The following is a 24272-nucleotide window of genomic DNA, read 5'->3' as shown; positions in this document are numbered from 1 at the left end:
GGTCCGCCGCAAGAACAAGCTACGGGAGAACAGCGATGAAGAGTTTCCAGGTCGTCGATTTCAACGCCCCCTTGAAGGAGGTCGATCAGCCGACGCCGCAGCCGTCGGGCACGCAGGTGCTGATCAAGGTCAAGGCCGCCGGCGTCTGCCACAGCGATCTGCACATCTGGGAGGGCGGCTATGATCTCGGCCACGGCCGCAAGCCGCTGTCGCTGAAGGATCGCGGCGTCTCGCTGCCGCGCACGATGGGCCATGAGACGGTCGGCGAGATCGTTGCCTTCGGGCCCGACGTCAAGGACGCCGATAAGGGCGGCCTCAAGGTCGGCGATGTCGCGCTGGCCTATCCCTGGCTCGGCTGCGGCAAGTGCCCGACCTGCCTCGGCGGCGACGAGAACATGTGCGCGATCAAGCCGAATGCGCTCGGCGTCTATTGCGACGGCGGCTACGCCGATCACATGACGGTGCCGCATCCGAAGTATCTGCTGAACCTCAAGGGGCTCGATCCCGTCACGGCCGCGCCTTACGCCTGCTCCGGTGTCACGACCTACAGCGCGCTGAAGAAGGTCGAGAAGGATCTCGACACGCCGATCGTGATCTTCGGCGCCGGCGGTCTTGGCCTGATGGCGCTCTCGCTGCTGAAGGCGATGGGCGGCAAGGGCGCGATCGTGGTCGATATCGACGCCAGAAAGCGCGAGGCGGCCGAAGCCGCCGGCGCGCTCGCGACCGTCGACGGCAAGGCGCCCGACGCGCTGGAACAACTCGTCAAGAAGGCCGGCCAGCCGATCCGTGCCGCGATCGACCTGGTCGGCAACGCCCAGACTTCGCAGCTCGGCTTCGACTGCCTGACCAAGGGCGGCAAGCTCGTGATCGTCGGCCTGTTCGGCGGTGGCGCGCCCTGGGCGCTGCCGCTGATCCCGATCAAGGCGGTCACCATCCAGGGCAGCTATGTCGGTAATCTGCGCGAGACCCAGGAACTGCTCGACCTCGTGCGGACCAAGAAGATTCCGGCGATCCCGGTCACGCCGATGCCGCTGGCAAAGGCGAACGAGGCGCTGACCAATCTGCAGAAGGGCCAGCTGGTCGGCCGCGCGGTGTTGACGCCGTAGATCAACTCGCCGTCATTCCGGGATGGTGCGTCAGCACCTGACCCGGAATCTCGAGATTCCGGGTTCGATGCTCCGCATCGCCCCGGAATGACTGTTGTGTTCCGGAGAACCCCATGTCCGCCAACGACGCACTTCACATCGCCGTTCTCGGTGGCGACGGCATCGGCCCCGAGGTGATGGCGCCGGCGCTCGACGTGCTGCGCAAGATCGAGGCGTCGGCCGGTCTCAAATTCCGCTTCACCGAGGCGCCGGCCGGCGCGGGCCATTACAAGGAAACCGGTAAGTCGATGCCGGAGAGCACGATCCGGTTGTGCGAGGAGGCCGATGCGATCCTGCTCGGAGCCTGCGGCCTGCCGTCGGTGCGCTACCCCGACAACACCGAGATCGCGCCGCAGATCGAGTTGCGGATGATCTTCGATCTCTATGCCGGCGTGCGGCCCGCGCGATTGATTCCCGGTGTATCGAGCACGATCGTCGGCGCCGACCGGAAGGGCATCGACCTCGTCGTGATCCGGGAATCGACTGAGGGCCTGTTCGCCTCGATGGGCAAGGGCGTCGTCACCGACAGCGAGGCGCGCGAGACGATGGTGATCACGCGCCACACCTCCGAACGGCTGTTCGAGTTCTCGTTCCGGCTCGCCGAACGCCGCAAGGCGCGCGGCAAGGTCAATGGCGGGCTGACCTGCGTCGACAAGGCGAACGTGTTCAAGGCGTTCGCATTCTTCCGGAACATCTTCGACGAGACTGCGAAGCGTCATCCCGACGTCAGGGCTGACCACCTCTACATCGATGCGACCGCGGCTGCGCTGGTGAAGCGTCCGTGGGACTTCGACGTCATGGTGACCGAGAACATGTTCGGCGACATCCTGTCCGATCTCACCGCCGGCCTGATCGGCGGCATGGGCATGGCGCCGTCAGCCGACATCGGCGACCGCTACGCGCTGTTTCAGCCGTGTCATGGCACGGCGCCCGACATCATGGGGCAGGGCAAGGCCAATCCGACTGCGATGATCCTGTCGGCGGCGATGATGCTGGACTGGCTCGCCGACAAGCATGGACTCGAAAGCGCCGCCGAGGCCGGAGAGCGGATCGAGCGCGCCGTCGACAAGGTCTACGCCGACGGCATCAAGCCGTTCGAGTTCGGCGGCAGCAACGGCACGACCGATGTTGCGAAGGCGGTGCTGGCAGCGCTCTAGCGCGAAAGGGTGAGGGGGCCGAAGCCCCCTCGCTGATGATTAGCGATGGTGTCCGCCGTGATGTCCACCGCCGTGATGGCCGCCATGATGGCCGCCGTGATGAGGGCGGTGCCCGTAGTGATGCGGGCGATGGTGGAAGTGCGGACGATGATGCCATCCGTGATGGCGCGGTCCGTAGTAGCCGTATGCGCCCGGCCGCCAATAGCAGCGGCCCCAGCGATCGCAGACCTGGCGCACCTTGTCGACATTGGACGTTTCGCCCGCGATGTGACTGGCTTGCGGAAGCCCGTTGGGCATCGCGGATGCCGCGCCGGACATCAACGCTGCGCTTCCAAGCGCGGCGAGTCCAATAACGGCAAGCTTGATATTCATCGAGATCTCCTTGGTTGAAGCCTGAAAACGTTCATGCGGGCCACTTCGTTGCTGCGACAAAAAAGACAGGCTCGTGCACTCGGTTCTGGCGGCGCCGGTTCAACTGACGAAATGCGGGAGTTATGAGGTCGCCCGATGTGCGGGCGACAATTGGCCGCGCGACAGAATAGCGACGCATTGCGCGCGCCTGCGCTGCGCGAGATGAGAGTCGGAGCGCGAGCTGGAAAAGCGCGGCGTGCATGCGCGGCGATCTGCGCGCATGCTCACGTCGAGCGATGAGATCATGACGCGATGCTCGTCGCCGCTTCATGACCGCGCATCCGCACGGGGACTGAAGCTGTCCGCCTGGATCACAAAATCTTGAAAGACAGAAGCGCCCCAAGAAAAAGCGCTGCCATCGGCAATGGCAGCGCTTCGACATCTTCTCGGCCCGACCGGCATGTGCGGCCGCAGCGGCCGGCGACCGGCCGTTGCGGTGTGGTGGGATCGCGTTCGCGGCGCCGCGACCCGATCCGCGCTCAGTCTTCGTTGGCGGCGATCGATTCCATCAGCGACACCAGCTGACGCTGCACCGTCTGATCCTTGATCTTGCTGTAGGCGCGCAGCAACCGGAGGCTGAACGCGCTGTCGAGGAACAGCAGGCTCTCGACTTCGCGGGCCTTGTTGTCGCCGTCGTAGAAGAAGGTGACCGGCACATCCAGCGCCGTCGCGATCTGCTGAAGGCGGGCAGCGCCGACACGGTTGACGCCCTTCTCGTACTTTTGAACCTGCTGGAAGCTGACGCCAAGCTTGTCGCCGAGTTCGGCCTGCGAGATCTTTTGCTCGACACGGCGCAGGCGAATCCGCTTGCCCAACTCAATGTCCGGCTTGCCGGCACTGCGCTGCTTCATCTTCTTTGCTGCTGATCTGTTCATTCTTGTGACCCGTCCTTCAAATCGAGAATCCCTGGCCCGGCTGGGTCAGGGACACGTTCATGATGTACCGCGTTAAGCTCGAGTGGATCGCCAGTTCGTCGGAACCACGAAATCCAGGAAGATCGCGGGATGGTATCCAACCGCAAAAGCGCATTGGAAACACCCTAGTACCAACTCGGTCGACTACCTGAAGTCGACCGCGCCAAGGTGTCTGTCGACACCCCGCCCTCTACATTTGGCAAAATATTGACCAAACCACAACTAGCGCGAGTTTGATCGACACAGATTTTGCGCACATGCATAATAGGCGTCAACGCACAGCGCCCGTAGTTCTACGGGCCACCATATTGTACGGGCGTCGTTGCGTGGATGCAACCCCAGCTAGTGCAGCCTGAGGTCGAGAAGTGGCCGGCGAGTGCTTGACTGAATCATCCGATTTGCAAGAGTTTGACGTAAGTCCAAGTCAGGCTTTCGGAATGTTGCTGGACAATTGCCCAAAAGTTCTCAATCATCTGGAACAAATGTGTGCCTACGACAAGCCGGCGAACTCTGGCGGGAGGGGCCAATGAAGCGAAAGAGGGGAAGGCCTCGACTCTACCTCGCGGCTTCGGGAGTTGAAGAAATGCCGGTCGCAAACACGGAAGAACGGTTGCTGGCGCTGCTCGCAACGCTGGAGGAATGTCAGGCGTTCCTGACCGACCGGGCGAACACGGAGACGGCGCGGCTGTTGTCCCTTGCCATCCTCGAGCTTCGGATGGAGCTCCACAAGGTGACGGATTCCGAGCTGAAGGCCCTCTGTGACATGATCGCGTCGGACGAGCCCGTGCAGGAACAATCGACGACCCGGCAACTGCCGCCGTATTTGAGGCTGGTCAAGTAATCAGCGCCCCGCGCCACGCGCGGGACGCTGCTCGCTTCGGGACGCGCGGCTCAGCCCGCAGTCACGTCAACCGCCTCGGCGCCTTCGAGCACGCGACGGGCCTTGTCGCGGTCGAGGTCACCTTCCCATGCCGCGACCACGACGGTGGCGACGCAGTTGCCGATCAGATTGCCGACTGCGCGCGCCATGCCGATGAACCAGTCGACCGAAAGCACCAGCACGAGGCCGATCGCCGGGATGCTCGGCACAGCGTTGAGCGTCGCCGCCAGGATGACGATCGCCGACCCGGGTACGCCATGCGCACCCTTCGAGGTGATCAGCGACACGCCGAGCACCAGCATCAGGTCGCCGAACGACAGCGGCGTGTTGGTCGCCTGCGCGATGAAGACGACCGCAAGCGTCAGGTAGATCGAGAAGGCATCGAGGTTGAAGGAATAGCCGGTCGGGATCACGAGGCCGACCACCGAATCCTTGACGCCGAAACGCTCCAGCTTGCGCATCACCTGCGGCAGCACCGCGTCGGACGATGCCGTGGCGACCACGATCATCAGCTCCTCGCGCAGGTAGCCGAGGAACTTGAGGATGTTGATGCCGGCGAGCGCCATCACGGCGCCGAGCACGCCGAGCACGAAGATCGCGACCGACACGTAGAACAGCGCGACCAGCGATAGCAGCTGCTTCAGCGAACCGACTCCGTATTTGCCGACCGTATAGGCGACGGCGCCGAGCACGCCGATCGGAGCGAAGCGCACGATCAGGCCCATGGCGCGGAACAGCACGGTCGAGACCGCGTCGATGAAGGAGGAGATCTTCTCGCCCTTCTCGCCGCCGACCAGCGCCAGGCTGACGCCGAAGATGATGGCGAAGAACAACACCTGCAGCACGTCGTTGCGCGACAGCGCGTCGAACGAGGTGGTCGGGATGATGTTGAGCAGGAAGCTGCCGATGCCTTCGCCCTTCAGCTTCTGCGCGTTGCTGGCATAGTTGCCGAGCGCCTTGGCATCCAGCGTCGAGGTGTCGATGTTCATGCCGTGGCCGGGGCCGAACAGATAGGCGAGCAGCAGGCCGACCACGAGCGCGACCGTCGTCATCGCCTCGAAATAGACCAGCGCCTTGACGCCGACCCGGCCGACCTTCTTGAGGTCGCCGGCACCGGCGATGCCGTGCACGACGACGCAGAACACGATCGGCGCCACGATCATCGAGATCAGCTTCAGGAAGGCATCGCTGAAGATCTTCAGCCCGATCGCGAAATCGGGCGCGGCCATGCCGATGACGATGCCGAGCAGCAGCGCGACAAGCACCTGCACGAACAGTGATGTGTAAAGCGGCTTGCGCGCAACTGTCGCTTCCGCTGCGATGGTCGACATGACTTCCCCCTGGTTCTGGCCGGCCGGACCCGCCAATCTTAGCAACTTGCGTGCCAAGATGTCGCAGGATCGGCCACTCCTGCCAGGTCAGCCGTCGATTTCGAGGGCGCTGGTCACGGTGTAGACGACGCCGTGGGGCAGGAAATCCACGGTGGCCTCGCCGCCGAGCTGGTCGCGGGCGCTGCGCTCGATCAGGCGGGAGCCGAAGCCGCGCTGGACCGGCGCGGTGACCTGTGGGCCGCCGGCCTCCGTCCAGACCATCCGCAGCTTCGGTCCGGGGCTCTCGTTGATGATCTCCCAGTCCAGCGTCACTGTGCCAGTGTCGTTGGACAGCGCGCCATATTTGGCGGCGTTGGTCGCCATCTCGTGCAGGATCATCGACAGCACCAAAGCAAGCCGGGGCGACAGCGGCACGCGGGGTCCGAACATCCTGACCCGCTCGGCGGCGTTGTTCAGCAGATAGGGCCGCAGCACGCGGCTGACCACGTCCTGGAAGTCGGAGCCCTGCCATTTGTCGGTCGAGAGCAGATTGTGCGCCTCGGCCAGCGCGCCGAGCCGCCCCTCGAACTTGTCGCGCTCGGTGCGGCTTGCGCTGCGGAAGGTCTGCGTGGCGATCGATTGCAGGATCGCCAGCGTGTTCTTGACGCGGTGGTTGAGCTCTTCGATCAGCAGGTCGTGCAGCATCTCGCCGCGCGCGATCGTGGTCGCCATCCTCACCGCAAAGCCGAGCCCGACCAGCAGCAGGACGCCACCGATCACGCTGGTGATCGCCAGCGAGCGCCACAGCGGCGCCACCAGCGAGTTCTCGGCGATCCCCGCGGCGACGGTCCAGCCGGTGACGCGCGACCGGGTGAAACCCGTGATCAGCGCCACGCCTTCCAGCGAGACGGTCGGCAGCGTCGCCTCGCTCTGGCGGAACATCTCGGCAAACAGCGACGGCGAGGCGCGCTGGCCGATGGTCGCCTGCGGGTTTGGCACCCGCGCCAGGTTGACGCCGTCGCTGTCGAAGATCGAGATGGTCCAGTCCTGGTTGAGGCGCTGCTTCTCGATGATGGCCTGGAACACCTCGATCGGCGGGCTGAAGGAAATGTCGTAAAGCACTTCGCCGTCGCGCATCACCGGCACCTCGACCGTGATGATCAGCCGCTGCTTCACCGCGCCGAAGAACAGGTTGGAGTATTGCGGCTGCCGCGTCGTGAACACCTTCTCGAGGATCTCGAGATTGTTGCGTGGCGGCAGGCTCGCGGTGTCCGGCGTCAGCGAGGAGAACACCTGGCGTCCGGCGCGGTCCGCCACCAGCACCACGCCATCCTTGCCGTACTGGTCGATGAAGCCGACCGCGACGCGGCGGAAGTTGTCGAAGTCGCTGTTGCGCAGCGAGTTGGTCAGCGCCAGCACCTGCAGCCCGCCGGTCATGCGCTGCATTTCCGCATCGAGCAGCAGGCGGATGCTGCGCGCCGTCTCCAGCACGCGCTGCGTGGCCGCCTGGCGATCCCGCTGATAATTGTGGAAGACGATCCCGACCGCGAAAATGATCAGCGGCAACATCGTTCCCGCGACCAGAAGCGCGAGACGGACTGGCAATGTCAGTTTCGGCACGATGTCCCCAGGTCGGTGCCCATTGGCTGTGAGCTTAGGGGAAGCGGGAAAAGTCCGCCAAAGGAAACAGTTGGTTATCGGAAAAGTTCCGCGGCGCCCAAAGCATGATCCGGAAAAGTGTGAAGCGGTTTTCCGAAAGGATCATGCTCGAACGAGCATATGCGCCGCGGAACGATGTCAAGTCAGAGATTGCTCTCGGTGATCGCGGCGTAGACCATGGTGCGCAGCTCGCGCCGCAGCGGATAGGCGCTCGACGGCAGCACCTGGGTCATGAAGATCGTGATCAGCTCCTCGGCCGGGTCGATGAAGAACGACGTCGTCGCGGCGCCGCCCCAGTTGAATTCGCCCGGGCTGCCGGCGATCAGCGTCTGCGACGGGTGCATGGTGACGGCGAAGCCGAGGCCGAAGCCGATGCCGTTATAGGCGGCTTCGGCGAACATCGAACGCGACATCGCCGGCAGGTCGACGCCTCCAGGCAGATGGTTCGAGGTCATCAGCTTCAGCGTCTTCGGGCCGAGCAGCCTGACGCCGCCGAGCTCGCCGCCATTGAGCAGCGCCCGGCAGAAGGTCAGGTAGTCGGCCGCGGTCGAGCACAGTCCGCCGCCGCCCGAGATCAGCGAAGGCGGCGCCAGGAACGAGCTGGTGGTCGGATCGTCCTGCAGCGTCAGTGTGCCCTTGCGCTCGGCGGCGAGCGGGTTGAAGCCGCCCTGCGGATCGGCGGAATAGCAGGCGGCAAACCGATGCGCCTTGTCGGCCGGCACGAAGAAATCCGTGTCGTTCATGCCGAGCGGCTTGAAGATGCGCTCCTTCAGGAATTGCTCGAACGGCACACCCGAGATCTTGCCGACGAGATAGCCGAGCACGTCGGTCGAGACCGAGTAGTTCCAGGCTTCGCCCGGCGAGAACTCCAGCGGGATCTTCGCCAGGTCCTCGATCATGCCGTCGAGCGTGCCGGCCTTGATGACCTCGCCGATCTTCTTCTCGCGATAGGCCGCGTCGACATTGGAGCGCTGCTGGAAGCCGTAAGTGAGGCCCGAGGTGTGGCGCAAGAGGTCGACGATCTGCATCGGCCGCGTCGGTGGGCGGGTCAGGAAGGCGGGCGCGGTGCCGGCGACGAACACGCCGAGGTTCTTCCATTCCGGAATATACTTCGCGACCGGCTCGTCGAGCGCGACCTTGCCTTCCTCGACCAGCATCATGAAGGCGACCGACGTGATCGGCTTGGTCATCGAATAGATGCGGAAGATGGTGTCGTCCTTGACCGGCACCTTGCGCTCGAGATCGGCAAAGCCCTGCACCGTGGAATGCACGATCTTGCCGCGGCGATAGATCAGGACCTGCGTGCCGGGAAAACGGCCGGCATCGATGTAGCGGCTCTTCAGATGCGCTTCGAGGCGGGTGAGGGCAGTGGTCGACATTCCCGCGGATTCGGGCGAGGCAGGCGTGGGGGCTAGCATCAGGCGTTTCTCCGGCTTGCAAGGCGGCCTTGATAGCCGAAAAGTGTCTGCTGCACCAATCCGCTGCCGCTTACCGGCATTGAGCTGGTGGTGTACGGTCGCCCTTGCAATCGCGCCCCCGAAGGGGCCCAAGGTATCCGTCAAGGGAAACGCCGAGATGACCCAGTTCAACGAAACCGAGCTCACCGCCGCCGTCATCCGCAGCTTCGACCAGACACCCGATCCGCGGGCCAAGTTCCTGCTGCAGGAATTGGTGAAGTCGCTGCACGATTATGTGCGCAGGACCGATCTCACCTTCGAGGAATGGGACCACGCGATCGGCTTCCTGACCCGCACCGGGCAGAAGTGCACCGACATCCGCCAGGAGTTCATCCTGCTGTCCGACGTGCTCGGCGTGTCGATGCTGGTCGACGCGGTCAACCATCGCGATCGCGACGGCGCAACCGAGACCACCGTGCTCGGCCCGTTCTATGTCGGCGAGCACAAGGTGACCCCGCACGGCACCGACATCTCGGCAAGCCTGCCCGGCGAGCGCATGTTCGTGCAGAGCCGCGTCACCGACCTCGACGGCAAGCCGTTGGCCAATGTGCCGGTCGATATCTGGCACGCGGATGACGACGGATTCTACGACTCGCAGAAGCCGAGCTACGCCACCGAAGGTCCGTCGTCGCGGGCGCGCTTCATCACCGATGCCGACGGCCGCTTCTTCTTCCGCACCATCGTGCCGTGCAGCTATCCGATCCCGACCGACGGCCCGGTCGGGCAGATGATCACGCAGACCAACCGTCACCCGATGCGGCCGGCGCATGTGCACTTCCTGGTCAACGCCAAGGGCTACGAGCCGCTGATCACGCATGTCTTCGTCGAGGGCGACAAATACATCGACTCCGACGTCGTGTTCGGCGTGAAGGATGAATTGATCGCCAAGGTCGAGCGGCGCACCGATCCTGTGATGCCCGATGGCCAGCGCTTCGATGGGCCGTGGAGCCTGATGACCTACGAATTCCACGTGAAGCCCGGTGGCGGAATGGCGCCCGCGCCGCTCGGCACCAAGGTCTCCGAAGACGCCTGATCGGTTTCTGGACGCTTCTGCTCAATTCTTGTGCGTCGCACAAAGATTGGGCGTATCGCAAATTTTGGCAGCGCGCGGAAATTTCGCGCACGCTGCGACATGTTGCGCAACGCTTTGCAGCGAAACCCATTTTTGCACTGCGGTAGGTTGGCACAAGGCTTGAATAATCATTAGCCGACGCCATTGAAGCCGTCCCTCGAGGCTACCCCATCGGATTTCTGACGCCGCCAGACCGGGGCTTCCCGGTGCACGCCTTTTTGCGCCCTGCGCGCGTCGCCATTCGAAGGACGGCGCTCGACGCACTGACGCAACACCGCAACGCAACGACGCAGCAAAGGACGACCGATGACCAAGCCCACCAACCAGCCTTCTGGCCGCGGCCTCAGCCGCCGTCAGCTTCTGAAGGCAACCAGCGGCGCCGCCGCGCTGCTTGCCGCGGCCAAGCTGAACTTTCCCGCTGGTGCATTCGCGCAGGGCGCGGGTCCGGAAGTGAAGGGCGCCAAGCTCGGCTTCATTGCGCTGACCGATGCCTCGCCGCTGTTCGTCGCCAAGGAGAAGGGCATCTTCGCCAAATACGGCATGCCCGATGTCGAGGTGCAGAAGCAGGCCTCGTGGGGCACCACGCGCGACAATCTCGTGCTCGGCTCCGAGGGCAACGGCATCGACGGCGCGCATATCCTGACCCCGATGCCGTATCTGATCTCGGCCGGCAAGGTGACGCAGAACAATCAGCCGACGCCGATGTACATCATGGCGCGGCTCAACCTGAACGGCCAGTGCATCTCGGTCGCCAAGGAGTATGCCGATCTGAAGGTCGGCATCGACACCGCGCCGTTCAAGGTGGCGCTGGAGAAGAAGAAAGCTTCCGGCAAGGCGGTGAAGGCCGCGATGACCTTCCCCGGCGGCACGCACGACCTCTGGATCCGCTACTGGCTCGCCGCCGGCGGCATCGATCCCGACAAGGATATCGAGACCATCGTGGTGCCGCCGCCGCAGATGGTGGCCAACATGAAGGTCGGCACGATGGACTGCTTCTGCGTCTGCGAGCCGTGGAATCTGCAGTTGATCCATCAGGACATCGGCTATACCGCGATCACGACCGGCGAGCTCTGGGACAAGCATCCGGAGAAATCGTTCGGCCTGCGCGCTGCCTGGGTCGACAAGAATCCGAAGGCCGCGAAGGCGCTGCTGATGGCGGTGATGGAAGCCCAGCAGTGGTGCGAGAAGGCGGAGAACCGCGAGGAGACCGCGGCGATCTGCGCCAAGCGGCAGTGGATCAACTGCCCGGTCGAGGACATCACCGACCGCATGAAGGGCAAGTTCGACTACGGCACCGGCCGCGTGGTCGAGAATTCGCCGCAGCAGATGCGGTTCTGGAGCGACAACGCCTCCTATCCGTATCAGAGCCACGACCTCTGGTTCCTCACCGAGGACATCCGCTGGGGCAAGTACGAGGCAGGTTTCGACACCAAGGCGCTGATCGCCAAGGTGAACCGCGAGGATCTCTGGAAGGAGGCCGCCAAGGAGCTTGGCGTGTCGGACATTCCGGCCTCGACCTCGCGCGGCAAGGAAACCTTCTTCGACGGCAAGGTGTTCGATCCTGCCGACCCCGCCGCCTATTTGAAGTCGTTGTCCATCAAGCGTGTTGACGTCTGATTTGAGCGAGCCGCGCGTGCAGCGCGGCTCTCCCTTTGACCACGGAGATTTTCGTTCAATGTCGATGCCTGCCATGAAGACCGAAGTGTCGGCGGTCGCGATCCCGCCGGCCGCTGCCGCGGCGCCGGTCGTGACCATGACGCCGAAGCGCGCGCCGCGCGCCGAGGCCTACGCCAGGATGGCGAAGGAGACCGCGGCGCGTGTGGTGCCGCCGCTGATCGTGGTCGCGCTGCTGCTGGTGGTGTGGGAGCTGATCTGCCGGCGCGCCGGCTCCAGCCTGCCGCCGCCGTCGAAAGTGTTCAAGGACACCAAGGAGTTGATCCTCGATCCGTTCTTCGACAATGGCGGCATCGACAAGGGCCTGTTCTGGCATCTCTCCGCCAGCCTGCAGCGCGTCGCCTACGGCTATTCGCTGGCGGCGATCGCGGGCATCGCGCTCGGCACGCTGGTCGGACAATCGGTCTGGGCGATGCGCGGGCTCGATCCGCTGTTCCAGGTGCTGCGCACGATTCCGCCGCTGGCGTGGCTGCCGCTGTCGCTGGCCGCATTCCGCGACGGCCAGCCCTCGGCGATCTTCGTGATCTTCATCACCTCAGTGTGGCCGATCATCATCAACACCGCGGTCGGCATCCGCAACATCCCGCAGGACTACCGCAACGTCGCGGCCGTCGTGCAGCTCAATCCGCTGGAGTTCTTCACCAAGATCATGATCCCGGCGGCCGCGCCCTACATGTTCACCGGCCTGCGCATCGGCATCGGCCTGTCCTGGCTCGCGATCGTCGCCGCGGAAATGCTGATCGGCGGCGTCGGCATCGGCTTCTTCATCTGGGATGCGTGGAATTCCTCGCATATCAGCGAAATCATCCTGGCGCTGTTCTATGTCGGCATCATCGGCTTCGTGCTCGACCGGCTCATTGCGGGCCTCGGCAAAGTGGTGACCCGCGGCACGGCGGCGAACTGAGGAGAAAGTCATGCAGGCCTATCTGAAGCTCGATCACATCGACAAGACCTTCACCCGCGGCAACGCCACCACGGAGGTGCTGAAGGACATCAACCTGACGATCGAGAAGGGTGAATACGTCTCGATCATCGGCCATTCCGGTTGCGGCAAGTCGACCCTTCTCAATATCGTCGCCGGCCTCACCGGCGCCACCAATGGCGGTGTGCTGCTGGAGAACCGCGAGGTCAATTCGCCGGGACCGGATCGGGCGGTGGTGTTCCAGAACCACAGCCTGTTGCCGTGGCTCACCGTCTACGAGAACGTCAAGCTCGGCGTCGACAAGGTGTTTGCAAGGACCAAGAGCAGGGCCGAGCGCGACGCCTGGGTGATGCACAATCTCAGCCTCGTGCAGATGGCGCATGCCAAGGACAAGCGGCCGAGCGAGATCTCGGGTGGCATGAAGCAGCGCGTCGGCATCGCGCGTGCGCTCGCGATGGAGCCGAAGGTGCTGCTGCTCGACGAGCCGTTCGGTGCACTCGACGCGCTGACCCGGGCGCATCTGCAGGATTCGGTGATGGCGCTGCACCAGAAGCTCGGCAACACCATCCTGATGATCACCCACGACGTCGACGAAGCGGTGCTGCTGTCGGACCGCATCGTCATGATGACCAACGGTCCGAGCGCGCGGATCGGCGAGGTGCTCGAGGTGCCGTTGGCGCGCCCGCGCAAGCGGCTCGAGCTCGCGACCAACCAAGGCTACCTGAGGTGCCGGCAACGCGTGCTCGAATTCCTCTATGAGCGCCACAGCTTCGTCGAGGCGGCGTGATGATCACGTCGACGGCAAGCGCGTTTCCGCTTTGAACCGAAACGCCGGATGCAGCTACCAATGCTCGCATTTTGCAGGTCATTCCAGAACCAGGGAGAGTCGAGATGAATCCGGCCCAAATCAAGCTGGTTCAGGACAGCTTTGGCAAGGTCGCGCCGATCTCGGAGCAGGCCGCGGTCATTTTCTACGATCGCTTGTTCGAAGTCGCGCCCGCCGTGCAGGCGATGTTTCCGGCCGACATGAAGGAGCAGCGCAAGAAATTGATGACGACGCTTGCCGTCGTTGTGAACGGGCTGAGCAATCTTGATACGATCCTGCCGGCCGCGAGTGCGCTGGCCAAGCGGCATGTCAGCTATGGCGCCAAGCCCGAGCATTATCCGGTGGTCGGCGGCGCGTTGTTGTGGACGCTGGAGAAGGGGCTCGGCGAAGCCTGGACGCCTGACGTCGCCGCCGCATGGACCGCGGCCTACGGCACGCTGTCCGGCTACATGATCTCGGAAGCCTATGGCTCGGCGCAGCCGGCCGAATAGCAGGCGGTGACAGACTGAAGCCTTCCACGTCGCTGCAAGAGTCCTTCCGTCCGGCCATCGCTCAGGCGGATAGGTGGATTGCTTCGTTGCGCTCGCAATGAAGCACGCAAGCATCTATGGTCCGCCCCGCTCCGCCAACGGGTGAACCAACAATGATGTTCCTGGAAACGCCGCCGAAACTGATCCCGACCGAAATCTTCTCCGCCGTGCCGGCCGAATTCCGCCGCAACATGGCGAGCGAATGGGCCGACGCCAACCGCCCGGGCGCGGTGACCGATTGCTTCATCGAGGGACCGTCGTTCGATGCCGATGGCAATCTCTACATCGTCGACATCCCATTCGGCCGCATCTTCAGGATCGCGCCTGACAAGTCATGGTCACAGGTTGCCGAATATGACGGCTGGCCGAACGGGCTGAAGATCGATGCGATGGGCCGCATCCTGATCGCCGACTATCGGCACGGCCTGATGGAGCTCGATGCCAGGTCCGGCGAGGTCACGCCGCTGCTGCGCTCGCGCAATTCGGAATCGTTCCGCGGCTGCAACGACCTGCACATCGCCTCGAACGGCGACATCTATTTCACCGATCAGGGCCAGACCGGGCTGCACGATCCGACCGGCCGCGTCTATCGACTGCGGGTGAATGGAGCGCTCGACTGCCTGATCGACACCGGCATCAGCCCGAACGGCCTGGTGCTCGATCCGCACGAGGCAGTCTTGTTCGTCGCCATGACGCGCGACAATGCGGTCTGGCGCGCGCCGTTCATGAAGGACGGCAGCGTCTCCAAGGTCGGCCGCTTCTGCTCGCTGTTCGGCGCGAGCGGGCCCGACGGCATGACGATGGACGTCGCCGGTCGGCTGTTCGTCGCGCACGCCTCGCTCGGCCATGTCTTCGTGTTTGCGCCGAACGGCGAGTGCATCGCGCGGATCAAGTCCTGCGCCGGGCCAAGCTGCACCAACGTCGCGATCGGCGGCGCCAACCGCGACCGTCTTTACATCACGGAATCGGTGACGGGCTCGGTGCTGGTCGCCGACATCGGCGGCCTCGGCTAGACATCTTCCTGTCTGTCGATCCTCGTCATCGCACCTGGCGCGGGTCCCGAAGGATCGACGGCCACCAGGTCGGCCGCCGCCGGGTGTGGCCTGATCAGCGGTCCGAATGCAGCTTCTCGAGAAACTCCTTCACGCCGCTGACGGCGCCGGTGTTGGAGGCGACATAGCCGGGAAGGGCGCCCACGGCCTTGTGAAACTCGCTGCTCTTCATGATGTCGAGCACGCGCTGCATCGGCTCGGTCTCGAGGAAGGCGCGCTTGCAGACGAAGAAATAATCTTCCGTGAGCAGGCGGATGAAATCGAGCCCGAACTGCCGGGCCGCGGCCTCGACGCCGAAGCTAGCATCCGCCATGCCGCTGGCGACATAGGCGGCGACCGCGGCATGGGTGAACTCCATGTGCTGGGCGCCGTTGATCCGCCCTTCCGGGATCTTGTGCAGCGCCAGCAATTGATCGAACAGCAGCCGCGTGCCGGAATCATGGTCGCGGTTGACGAAACGGGCCTTGCGCTCGACCAGGTCCTTCAGCGACGCGATCTTCAGCGGGTTGCCGCGCTTGACCATCAGGCCCATCTCGCGCGTCACGAAATTGATGACGCGGTCCTCGCGCGGATCGAGCCATTCGCGGCAGGCCTTGATGCCTTGCGCGCGCAATTCGCCGCGCGGCAGGTGCACGCCGGAGAGATCGCAGGCGCCCTGCGCCAGCGAGACCAGCGAGTTCTGGTTGCTGACATAGCGCAGATCGACGCCGACGCCGCCCGCGCGGTCGAGGAACTCGCGCAGCTTGGACACCGCAAAGCCGTGGCTGGCATGGACCCGGATCACCGACGGCCGCTGCTCGAGAAACGGCTTGATCTCGGTGACCAGTTCCTGCGCGAGGTTCTCGAGCTGCAGCCCGAGCCGCGCCTGCATGCGCTCGCCGGCCCACACCAGCTTCTCGCCGAATGGCGTCAGCTTCGAGCCCTTGCCGCGCTGCGTCTCCACCAGCGGCACGCCGAAGAAGGCGGTCCATTGCTCGATCAGGTTCCAGACATGGCGATAGGACAGCTGCGCGTCGTTGGCGGCGCTGGTGATCTTCCCGGTCTTCCTGATCTCGTTGAGGATGCCGAGCATCACGACCGCGGTCTGCGGGCTGTCCTCTTTCCGGAATCGCCAGACGGTCTCGATCTCGATCTGCAGCATGGTGGTCACCGATTATGAAATTGACTTCATATCCTGGCATGCCAATAGGCACAAGATATCATATTTACTGCTGATCGAAGCCCCCTACGTTGAATGACAGCACCAGGAGGAAATATGATGTCAGTTGCATATGACTATGAGCGTGACGCCCGCCGCGCCCCGACCATCAGGGACGAATTGCTGCTGATCGACGGCGCCCGCGTCCGTTCGCTGTCCGGAAACACCTTCAAGTCGCTCAATCCCGCCACCGAGCAGGTGATCGCGACGATTGCTGAAGGCAATGAGGCGGATGTCGATCGTGCCGTGGCGGCCGCCCGCCGCGCCTTCGAGGGGCCGTGGCGCACCATGCGCGCGGCCGAACGTGGCCATATTCTGCTCCGATGGGCCGAGCTGCTGAAGCAGCACGCCGATGAAATCGCAGCGCTTGAGAGTCTCGATGCCGGCAAGCCGATCTCGGCGGTGCTGCGCCAGGATGTTCCGGCCGCCATCGACACGCTGACCTATTACGCCGGCTGGGCCGACAAGATCAGCGGCGATGTGGTCTCGGCGCGCGACGACGCGCTGACCTATACGGTGCGCGAGCCGGTCGGCGTGGTCGCCGCGATCGTGCCGTGGAATTTCCCGCTGATGATCGGCATGTGGAAACTCGCGCCGGCGCTCGCCTGCGGCTGCACGGTGGTGATGAAGCCGGCCGAGCTGACCTCGCTGTCGGCGCTCAGGATCGGCGAGCTCGCGCTCGAGGCCGGACTGCCGAAGGGTGTGCTCAACATCGTAACCGGTCCCGGCCGCATCGTCGGCGATGCGCTGGTCAATCATCCCGATGTCGACAAGGTGACGTTCACCGGCTCGCCCGGCGTCGGCCGCGGCATCATGAAGGGAGCCGCCGGCAACTTCAAACGCGTCTCGCTCGAACTCGGCGGCAAGTCCGCCAATGTGATCTTCGACGATGCCAATCTCGAAGCCGCTGCCAAGGCCGCGGCTGCCGGCATCTTCTTCAACGCCGGGCAGGTCTGCTCGGCCGGCTCGCGCGTGCTGGTGCAGGAGAACGCCTATGACGAGGTGGTCGAGCGTCTGGTCGCCCGCGCCGAGGCGTTGCGGATCGGCGATCCCGCCGATCGCGCCACCGCGCTCGGGCCCGTCATCTCCGAGAAGCAGCTGCGCTCGATCCTCGATTATGTCGAGATCGGCAAACATGAAGGCGCGCTGCTGGCCACCGGCGGCGCGCGGGTCGGTGACCGCGGCTATTTCATCAGCCCTGCGGTGTTCGCCAACGTCGCGCACGAGATGCGCATCTCGCAGGAGGAGATTTTTGGTCCCGTCGTCAGCGTGATCAAGTTCAAGGACGAGGCCGATGCGCTGCGCATCGCCAACGGCACGGCGTACAGCCTCGCCGCCGGCGTCTGGAGCGCCGATATGGGCCGCGTGCAGCGCTTCGCCAAAAAGGCCCGCGCCGGCACGGTGTGGATCAACACCTATGGCTACACCGATGTGCGGCTGCCGTGGGGCGGCGAGCGCGATTCCGGCCTCGGCCGCGAGCACGGCACCGCCGCGCTCGATAACTTTACCGAGCCGAAGGCGGTGTGGATGAACCTCAACGTTTGACGTGCGTCGAGAGACGCGAGAGCGCGCGTCACAATATAGCTGTCGTCCCGGCGAAGGCCGGGACCCATAACCACGAATATCTGTTGTTGCACACGGGTGGGATGACGAGTCCCGCCAACAACGACTGCTGCGGAGTATGGGTCCCGGCCTTCGCCGGGACGACGATGCGGAGATATCGCGCCGGGACGACGATGTGGAGACATGGTCGTCCGTTTGCTTTATCGTCCTGCGCGGGGGCTACAAGCGAACACGCGGGACGAGGCGATCGTGCAGACAAAAAAATTCGGCGACAACGGCCCGCAGGTCTCGGTGATCGGGCAGGGCACCTGGTATCTCGATCGCGGTGACCGCAAGGCGGCCGTCGCTGCGCTGAAGCGCGGCATCGATGCCGGCATGACGCATATCGACACCGCCGAGATGTACGGCGACGCTGAGCTTGTGATTGCGGATGCGATCGCCGGCCGCCGCGACGAAACGTTCCTGGTCTCGAAAGTCTTGCCGAGCAACGCCTCGCGGCGCGGCACCATCACCGCCTGCGAGCGCTCGCTGAGGCGGCTGAAGACCGATCGCCTCGATTGCTATCTGCTGCACTGGCGCGGAACCACTCCGCTTGCCGAGACGGTCGCGGCGTTCGACGAATTGATCGCGGCGGGCAAGATCCGCGCCTGGGGCGTCAGCAATTTCGACGCCGAGGATCTCGACGAACTGCTCGATGTCGCGGGTGAGGGCACGATTGCCTGCAACCAGGTGCTCTACCATCTGCAGGAGCGCGCCATCGAGCACGCCGTGATTCCGTGGTGCGAGCAGCACGGCGTTGCCGTCGTCGCCTACTCGCCGTTCGGTCACAATGATTTTCCTTCGCTGTCGACCAAGGCCGGCGCGGTGCTGCAATCGATCGCGCAGGCGCACAAGGCAACGCCGCGCCAGGTCGCGCTGAGCTTCCTCACGCGGCTGCCGTCGGTGCTCGCGATTCCGAAGGCGTCGAACGCGGAACACGCGGCGGAAAATGCGGCGGCAGGAACTCTGAAGCTCAGCGGCGATGAACTCGCGGCGCTCGATGCCGCGTTCCCGCGCGGGCCGAAGCCGCGCTCGCTGCCGATGCTCTGAGCGAGAGCGGTTCACTTCGCTCCACACAGTTCTTAACAAACTGTTGCAGTTGCGGCGGCACACAGCCTGCGGCGGGCGGTCGCGCGCGCTGGTGCATATCGGAGTCCCGTTTTCGGGCATTGTTCTCGCGGCGGAATTGGCGTTTTGTACGAGCAGCAGATTCCCTTTATTTTGCCTTCGAGATTGCCGTGACACCGCCCCCCGCAGCCGTGGCCGCCAGGCTGGACAGCGTTCCCCTTTCATTGCCCGCAAAGACCGCGCCTGCAGCGACAAGCAAGGCGCCCGCCCGCACCGACCGGCCGTTCAAGGGTATCGCGCTGATCCTGCTGTCGACCGTGTTCCTGGGCACCTCCGACGTCACGGCAAAATATCTCTCCTCCACGCTGCCCTCGATCGAGATCGCCTGGATCCGCTTCCTGGTGTTCGCGATGATCATGACGCCGGCGATGCTGCCGGGCTCGCCGCTGTTCGCGCTGCGCAGCAGCCGTCCGGGGCTGCACGTGCTGCGCGGCGCCGCGCTGCTCGGTTCCTCGCTGATCTTCATCACGGGACTCGGCTTCCTGCCGATCGCCGAAGCCTCCGCCACCAGCTTCGTCTCGCCGTTGTTCGTCACCGCGCTGTCGATCGCTTTCCTCGGTGAGAGGGTCGGCATGCGACGCTGGATCGCGACCGCGGTCGGCCTCGCCGGCGTGTTCATCATCCTGCGGCCGGGCACCAGCGCGTTCCATCCCGCCGCGATTTTCCCGCTCGTCTCGGCGCTGGCCTGGGCCGGCACGCTGATTCTGACGCGCATGATGAGCGGCAGCGAGCGCCCGATCACGGTGATGACCTATTCGTCCATTGTCGGCGTCGCCATCGTCAGCGCGCTGGTGCCGTTCGTCTGGGTCACGCCGAGCTGGCACGACATCATGTTCGGCATCCTGATCGGCGTTGCGTCCACCGTCGGACAGTGGATCGTGGTGCTGGCGTTCCGCTATGGCGATGCCTCGGTGCTAGCGCCGTTCTCCTACACGCAGCTGCTGTGGGTCAGCATCCTCGGCTTCATGATCTTCGGCGAAGTGCCCGACAGCTGGACCATCCTCGGCGCCGGCTTCATCGTCGCCTCGGGCCTCTACACCGCGCATCGCGAGCGCGTCCGACGGTCGCAGCTGCTGACCGTGGCCAGCGAGCCGTCGCCGAACGCCTGACCAGAGTACCGAGAATCGTGCGCTGGTTGCGAGGCCAGCCTCCGCTAGCGTTGCGGGTGTACAACAGTGGGGCCGAAACTTCGACCTCCGGAAGCTGAATCGAAGGATTTCGGACACAACCAGCAATCGCGCGTTTGGCAGCATGCTAATCTCACCCCAAGAGCGCCGTAGAGCGTTTGGGGGCAGTTCACGTGCATTTTGGTTCGTTCTTTTTTTCGTTTGCTCGGCAGTTTCGCGGTGTGCTGGCTTCGGCAGTCTGCGTCTCGGCGGCTGCAAGCCTGTTGCCGTCCAGTTCGGCACAAGCCCAGAGCTTCACCTGGGGTGGCAGCGGCAGCACCACGAGCAGCGACGATTACCAGCTCTCGACCAACTGGTCGACGACGTCGCCCGGCGCGCCGCCGATCCTCCCGTCCCAATCCGCCATTTTCGATTCGACGGGATCGGCGACGGTCACGATCGGCGCTGGCCCGATGCTGCCGGACTCGTGGACCTTCACCGCCAATTCGAAGTCGTACACGATCAGCGGTAACCCGGTTAACTTCGCCTTGACGGGGCCGAGCGGCGGCCTGATCAACCGGGCCAACAGCGGCCAGACCATCACCATCAGTGCGAACATCAACGACGGGCTTGCGCCCGGCGTGATGGTGCAGCAGCTCGGCAACAGCACGTTGGTGCTCGCGGGCACCAATGCCTACTCCGGCGGCACGCTGATCTCCGCTGGAACCGTGCAGGTGACGAATGCGGATTCGGTCGGCACCGGCACCATCACGCTCAATGGCGGCACGTTCCAGATGCAGTCGCCGACGGTCTCGAGCATCGCCTTCGCCAACAACATCGCGGTCAACGCGGCCGGCGGCACGGTCGATGCGAACGGCGCCCAGGTCAATCTCCAGGGCGTGATCGCCGATGGTGCCGGCGCTGGCGTTCTGCGCCTGATCGACTCGTCGGCGTCCGGCTTCTCCAACGTGCAGCTCTCCGGCGCCAACACCTATTCCGGCGGCACGCTGGTGGTCGATACGACCGTTGTCGTCGGCAACAACGGCTCGGTCGGGTCGGGCACCGTCACGCTCGACAATGCCTCGTTTCAGGCCGACGGCCTCGGCAACCTGACCTTCGCCAACAACTTCAAGATCAACACGTCGGCCATTGGCAGCGCGATCGACGCCAATGGCGTGACGCTCACGATCGCCGGCAACATTGCCGACGGCAACGGCCCTGGCAAGCTGACGGTGCTGGACAATTCGGGCGGTCTCGGCCGCGTGGTGCTAACAGGCACCAACACCTACACCGGCGGCACCACGATCTGCGATTGCGCGACCTTGCAGCTCGGCGACGCCACCCACACCGCCTCGATCGTCGGCGAGGTCGCCGTCGACGGCAAGTTCGACATCGTCAATGCCAACACGGCGGGCATTACCAAGATCGTCAACGACGGCTTCAACGGGATCGCCACCACAACGTTCTACAATTCCACCACGGCGTCGACGGCGACGATCGTTAACCAGAATTTCGGCATCACGGAGTTTCGCGACAGCAGCACCGCGGGCAATGCCACCGTGAGCAACACCAATGGTGCGCTCACGATCTTCCGCGACACCAGTTCTGCCGGCAACGCCAGATTCACCAACACCAACGGCGGCACTGTGGTGTTCGGCGACGCGTTTGGTCCTCCCGGCGGCTCCGACACCAGCACGGCCGCCAAGGCCGTGATCGACAACTCTAACGGCGGTGCCGCGGTGTTTCTGGGCCACACCAATGCGGGGCAGGCCACCATCACCAACGGCGCCAATGGCGGCTCGACGCAGTTTTTCGAGTCCTCATCTGCGGCTTCGGCAACCATCGTCACGCTCGCGGGCGGTCAGGTCGCCTTTTTCCAGAACAGCACGGCGGCAAACGCCAGCTTCGACAACAGCGGCGTGCTCTATTTCGGATCTGGCGGTTTCAACCCGGTAGAGGCGCCGACCGCGGCCAACGCGACGATCGTCAATCGGGACGGCAGCGTTCTCCAGTTCGATGCCTATGCCACCGCGGGCAATGCGACCATCGACAACCAGGCCGGCAGCCAACACATCTTCACGGCGTTCGCTACGGCGGGCGATGCCACCATCACCACCGAAGCCGGCAGCACCATCAGGTTCTTCAACAACGCGACCGGCGGCAACGCACAGTTCATCACCAACGGCACCGGACTGGTCGATTTCTCGCTCAGCACGGGGCTGAACGGCGACGGGCGCATCACCGCGGGTTCGATCGCAGGCTCCGGCTTCTACTATATCGGCTCAGGCAACACCCTCGCCGTTGGCAGCAATAATCTCTCGACGACGCTCAGCGGCGTGCTTGCCGACTTCGATCCGTCGAATCCATTCCACATCTGTGGCTGCTTCGGCGGTGGCCGCACCGGTCCTGCCAATTTCGAGAAGACGGGCAGCGGCACCCTGACGCTGTCCGGCGTCAACAGCTATACGGGCACCACGACGGTCAACGGCGGCATTCTTCAGGTCGACGGCTCGATCGCCTCGTCGAGCCTCACCACGGTGAATGCCGGCGGCGCGCTGTCCGGCGTCGGCACCGTCGGCAACACGACGATTGCAAGCGGCGGCATCCTGATGCCCGGCAATGCGACATCAGGCACATTCCTGAACGTGGCGGGCAATCTCGCCTTCCAGTCCGGTGCACTTTATCTCGTCGGGCTCAATTCGACGGCGTCCACCCTGGCCAAGGTGAGCGGCAGCGCGACGCTGGCCGGATCGGTCGGCGTCAGCGTCGCCGCCGGCAGTACGATCGCCAAGCAATACACCATCCTGTCGGCGGCCGGCGGCCGCAGCAGCACGTTTGCGGGTGTCGACTCAGCCGGGCTGCCGTCGAACCTCGTCGCGACGCTCGGCTATGACGCGAGCAACGCCTATCTCAACTTCGCGCTCGATTACGGCGCGAAGTCGAAGCTGAACGTCAATCAGCAGAACGTCGCCACCACGCTGCAGAACTTCTTCAACGCCAATGGCGGTATCAATGCGGTGTTCGCCGGACTGTCGCCGAATGGCCTGACGCAGGCCTCGGGTGAGGGCGCGACCGGCTCGCAGCAGGCGACGTTCAACGCGATGGGCCTGTTTCTGGGATTGTTGACCGATCCGTTCGTCGCCGGGCGCGATGGTGGCTTCGGCGGCGGCGCGGGGGCGACGCCGTTCGCCGAGGAGAGCACGCCGCTCGCCTATGCGGCGCGCGAGCCGCGCGATGCGCTGGCCGCGATCTACACCAAGGCGCCGCCACCGCAGCCGAGCTTCGAGCAGCGCTGGAGCGTATGGGCGGCGGGCTATGGCGGCTCGCAGAGCACCAGCGGCAATGCGGTGCTCGGCTCGAACAACACCAGCAGCAGCCTCTATGGCAGCGCGGTCGGCGCCGACTACCGCTTCTCGCCGAACACCATTGCCGGCTTTGCGCTCGCCGGCGGCGCCACCAGCTTCAGCGTCAACGGTCTCGGCTGGGGCCGCTCCGATCTGTTCCAGGCCGGTGCGTTCGTTCGCCACAGCGTCGGCGCGGCGTACTTAAGCGCGGCGCTCGCCTATGGCTGGCAGGATGTCACCACCGACCGCATCGTCACTGCGGCCGGCGCCGATCATCTGCGCGCCAACTTCAATGCCAATGCCTGGTCGGGCCGGCTCGAGGGCGGCTATCGCTATACCACGCCGTCGATTGGGCTGACGCCTTACGCGGCGGCCCAGTTCACGAGCTTCGAGCTGCCGGCCTATGCGGAGAGCGTGGTCTCCGGCGGCGGCGCCTTCGCGCTGAATTATGCAGCGAAGAGCGTCACCGACGTCAGGAGCGAACTCGGCCTGCGCTCCGACAAATCGTTCGCGGTTGACGGCGGCATCGTGACGCTGCGCGGTCGCGTCGCCTGGGCGCACGACTTCAATCCGGACCGCGCCGTTGGTGCCGTGTTCCAGACGCTGCCCGGCGCGGCCTTCGTGGTCAACGGCGCGGCGCAGGCGAGCGACTCGGCGCTGACCACGGCCTCCGCCGAGCTGAGGTGGCGCAACGGCTGGTCGGCCGCCGCGACCTTCGAAGGCGAATTCTCCAACGTGACACAGTCTTACGCCGGCAAGGGCGTTATGCGCTATACGTGGTGACCCTCCGTGCTATAGCCTCCTGCGGCGAAAGCTTGTCCCGGACGTGATCCGCGACAGCATTTCGCGGGACGAAATACGCATCAAAATGAATGGGACAAAACC

At 64.5% G+C, this 24272-nt stretch carries 19 protein-coding genes; 13 read left to right on the top strand and 6 right to left on the bottom strand.

Annotated features, from left to right (window positions below; genetic code table 11):
* Positions 1–35: 35 nt before the first annotated feature.
* Positions 36–1106, top strand: a complete 1071-nt coding sequence (locus AC1VNY_RS11245) for an alcohol dehydrogenase (RefSeq protein ID WP_028334327.1) — start codon at positions 36–38, stop codon at positions 1104–1106.
* 113 nt (positions 1107–1219) lie between these two features.
* Complete coding sequence (locus tag AC1VNY_RS11240) at positions 1220–2302, top strand: isocitrate/isopropylmalate dehydrogenase family protein (protein WP_482405185.1); 1083 nt, start codon at positions 1220–1222, stop codon at positions 2300–2302.
* Positions 2303–2341: 39 nt separating this feature from the next.
* Here the strand turns inward: AC1VNY_RS11240 and AC1VNY_RS11235 are convergent, their stop codons facing one another.
* Both AC1VNY_RS11235 and AC1VNY_RS11230 read right to left on the bottom strand, forming a co-directional pair.
* Complete coding sequence (locus tag AC1VNY_RS11235) at positions 2342–2674, bottom strand: hypothetical protein (protein ID WP_075968771.1); 333 nt, start codon at positions 2672–2674, stop codon at positions 2342–2344.
* Positions 2675–3192: 518 nt separating this feature from the next.
* Positions 3193–3588, bottom strand: a complete 396-nt coding sequence (locus AC1VNY_RS11230) for a helix-turn-helix domain-containing protein (RefSeq protein ID WP_016844123.1) — start codon at positions 3586–3588, stop codon at positions 3193–3195.
* Positions 3589–4153: 565 nt separating this feature from the next.
* On the opposite strand from AC1VNY_RS11230, the gene AC1VNY_RS11225 reads away from it, so the two are divergent.
* Positions 4154–4468, top strand: coding sequence for a hypothetical protein (locus tag AC1VNY_RS11225; protein ID WP_281446628.1), 315 nt, complete (start codon positions 4154–4156; stop codon positions 4466–4468).
* Positions 4469–4518: 50 nt separating this feature from the next.
* Here AC1VNY_RS11225 and AC1VNY_RS11220 read toward each other — a convergent pair whose 3' ends face one another.
* The 3 genes from AC1VNY_RS11220 to AC1VNY_RS11210 all read right to left on the bottom strand — a co-directional run bounded on the left by AC1VNY_RS11220 (position 4519) and on the right by AC1VNY_RS11210 (position 8894).
* Positions 4519–5838 (bottom strand): dicarboxylate/amino acid:cation symporter, encoded by a 1320-nt coding sequence (locus AC1VNY_RS11220; RefSeq protein ID WP_304499220.1) that lies wholly within the window; start codon positions 5836–5838, stop codon positions 4519–4521.
* A gap of 87 nt (positions 5839–5925) precedes the next feature.
* Positions 5926–7437, bottom strand: a complete 1512-nt coding sequence (locus AC1VNY_RS11215) for a sensor histidine kinase (RefSeq protein ID WP_482405184.1) — start codon at positions 7435–7437, stop codon at positions 5926–5928.
* A 182-nt stretch (positions 7438–7619) separates the two neighbouring features.
* Entirely contained in the window at positions 7620–8894 is a 1275-nt protein-coding gene (locus AC1VNY_RS11210) for a serine hydrolase domain-containing protein (RefSeq protein ID WP_482405183.1), read from the bottom strand.
* 157 nt (positions 8895–9051) lie between these two features.
* Here AC1VNY_RS11210 and AC1VNY_RS11205 point away from each other — a divergent pair, with 157 nt between their 5' ends.
* The 6 genes from AC1VNY_RS11205 (at position 9052) to AC1VNY_RS11180 (ending at position 14970) form a co-directional block, all read left to right on the top strand.
* Positions 9052–9966 (top strand): intradiol ring-cleavage dioxygenase, encoded by a 915-nt coding sequence (locus AC1VNY_RS11205; RefSeq protein ID WP_482405182.1) that lies wholly within the window; start codon positions 9052–9054, stop codon positions 9964–9966.
* Between the two features lie 345 nt (positions 9967–10311).
* On the top strand, positions 10312–11622 hold the full coding sequence (locus AC1VNY_RS11200; RefSeq protein WP_482405181.1) for a CmpA/NrtA family ABC transporter substrate-binding protein: 1311 nt from the start codon (positions 10312–10314) through the stop codon (positions 11620–11622).
* A gap of 58 nt (positions 11623–11680) precedes the next feature.
* Positions 11681–12583, top strand: a complete 903-nt coding sequence (ntrB, locus tag AC1VNY_RS11195) for a nitrate ABC transporter permease (protein WP_225643299.1) — start codon at positions 11681–11683, stop codon at positions 12581–12583.
* Between the two features lie 10 nt (positions 12584–12593).
* On the top strand, positions 12594–13388 hold the full coding sequence (locus tag AC1VNY_RS11190; protein ID WP_482405180.1) for an ABC transporter ATP-binding protein: 795 nt from the start codon (positions 12594–12596) through the stop codon (positions 13386–13388).
* 104 nt (positions 13389–13492) lie between these two features.
* Positions 13493–13918 (top strand): globin family protein, encoded by a 426-nt coding sequence (locus AC1VNY_RS11185; RefSeq protein ID WP_482405179.1) that lies wholly within the window; start codon positions 13493–13495, stop codon positions 13916–13918.
* A 152-nt stretch (positions 13919–14070) separates the two neighbouring features.
* The gene (locus AC1VNY_RS11180) at positions 14071–14970 is read left to right on the top strand and encodes an SMP-30/gluconolactonase/LRE family protein (protein WP_482405178.1); all 900 of its coding nucleotides are present in this window, start codon (positions 14071–14073) and stop codon (positions 14968–14970) included.
* A 94-nt stretch (positions 14971–15064) separates the two neighbouring features.
* Here AC1VNY_RS11180 and AC1VNY_RS11175 read toward each other — a convergent pair whose 3' ends face one another.
* On the bottom strand, positions 15065–16150 hold the full coding sequence (locus AC1VNY_RS11175) for a substrate-binding domain-containing protein (protein WP_482405177.1): 1086 nt from the start codon (positions 16148–16150) through the stop codon (positions 15065–15067).
* Positions 16151–16267: 117 nt separating this feature from the next.
* Here AC1VNY_RS11175 and AC1VNY_RS11170 point away from each other — a divergent pair, with 117 nt between their 5' ends.
* The 4 genes from AC1VNY_RS11170 to AC1VNY_RS11155 all read left to right on the top strand — a co-directional run bounded on the left by AC1VNY_RS11170 (position 16268) and on the right by AC1VNY_RS11155 (position 24170).
* Positions 16268–17752 carry an aldehyde dehydrogenase family protein gene (locus AC1VNY_RS11170; protein WP_482405244.1) on the top strand — a complete coding sequence of 495 codons (1485 nt, stop codon included), beginning with the start codon at positions 16268–16270 and terminating at the stop codon, positions 17750–17752.
* A gap of 267 nt (positions 17753–18019) precedes the next feature.
* Positions 18020–18859: an aldo/keto reductase gene (locus tag AC1VNY_RS11165; RefSeq protein WP_482405176.1), complete on the top strand. Its 840-nt coding sequence runs from the start codon at positions 18020–18022 to the stop codon at positions 18857–18859.
* Positions 18860–19068: 209 nt separating this feature from the next.
* The gene (locus tag AC1VNY_RS11160; protein ID WP_482405243.1) at positions 19069–20046 is read left to right on the top strand and encodes a DMT family transporter; all 978 of its coding nucleotides are present in this window, start codon (positions 19069–19071) and stop codon (positions 20044–20046) included.
* A 242-nt stretch (positions 20047–20288) separates the two neighbouring features.
* Positions 20289–24170: an autotransporter domain-containing protein gene (locus tag AC1VNY_RS11155; protein WP_482405242.1), complete on the top strand. Its 3882-nt coding sequence runs from the start codon at positions 20289–20291 to the stop codon at positions 24168–24170.
* Positions 24171–24272 lie beyond the last annotated feature (102 nt).

The organism is Bradyrhizobium ferriligni, from assembly GCF_056837965.1.
Note: the sequence above shows the minus strand (reverse complement) of the source record. Positions and strands in the feature narration are given on the sequence as shown.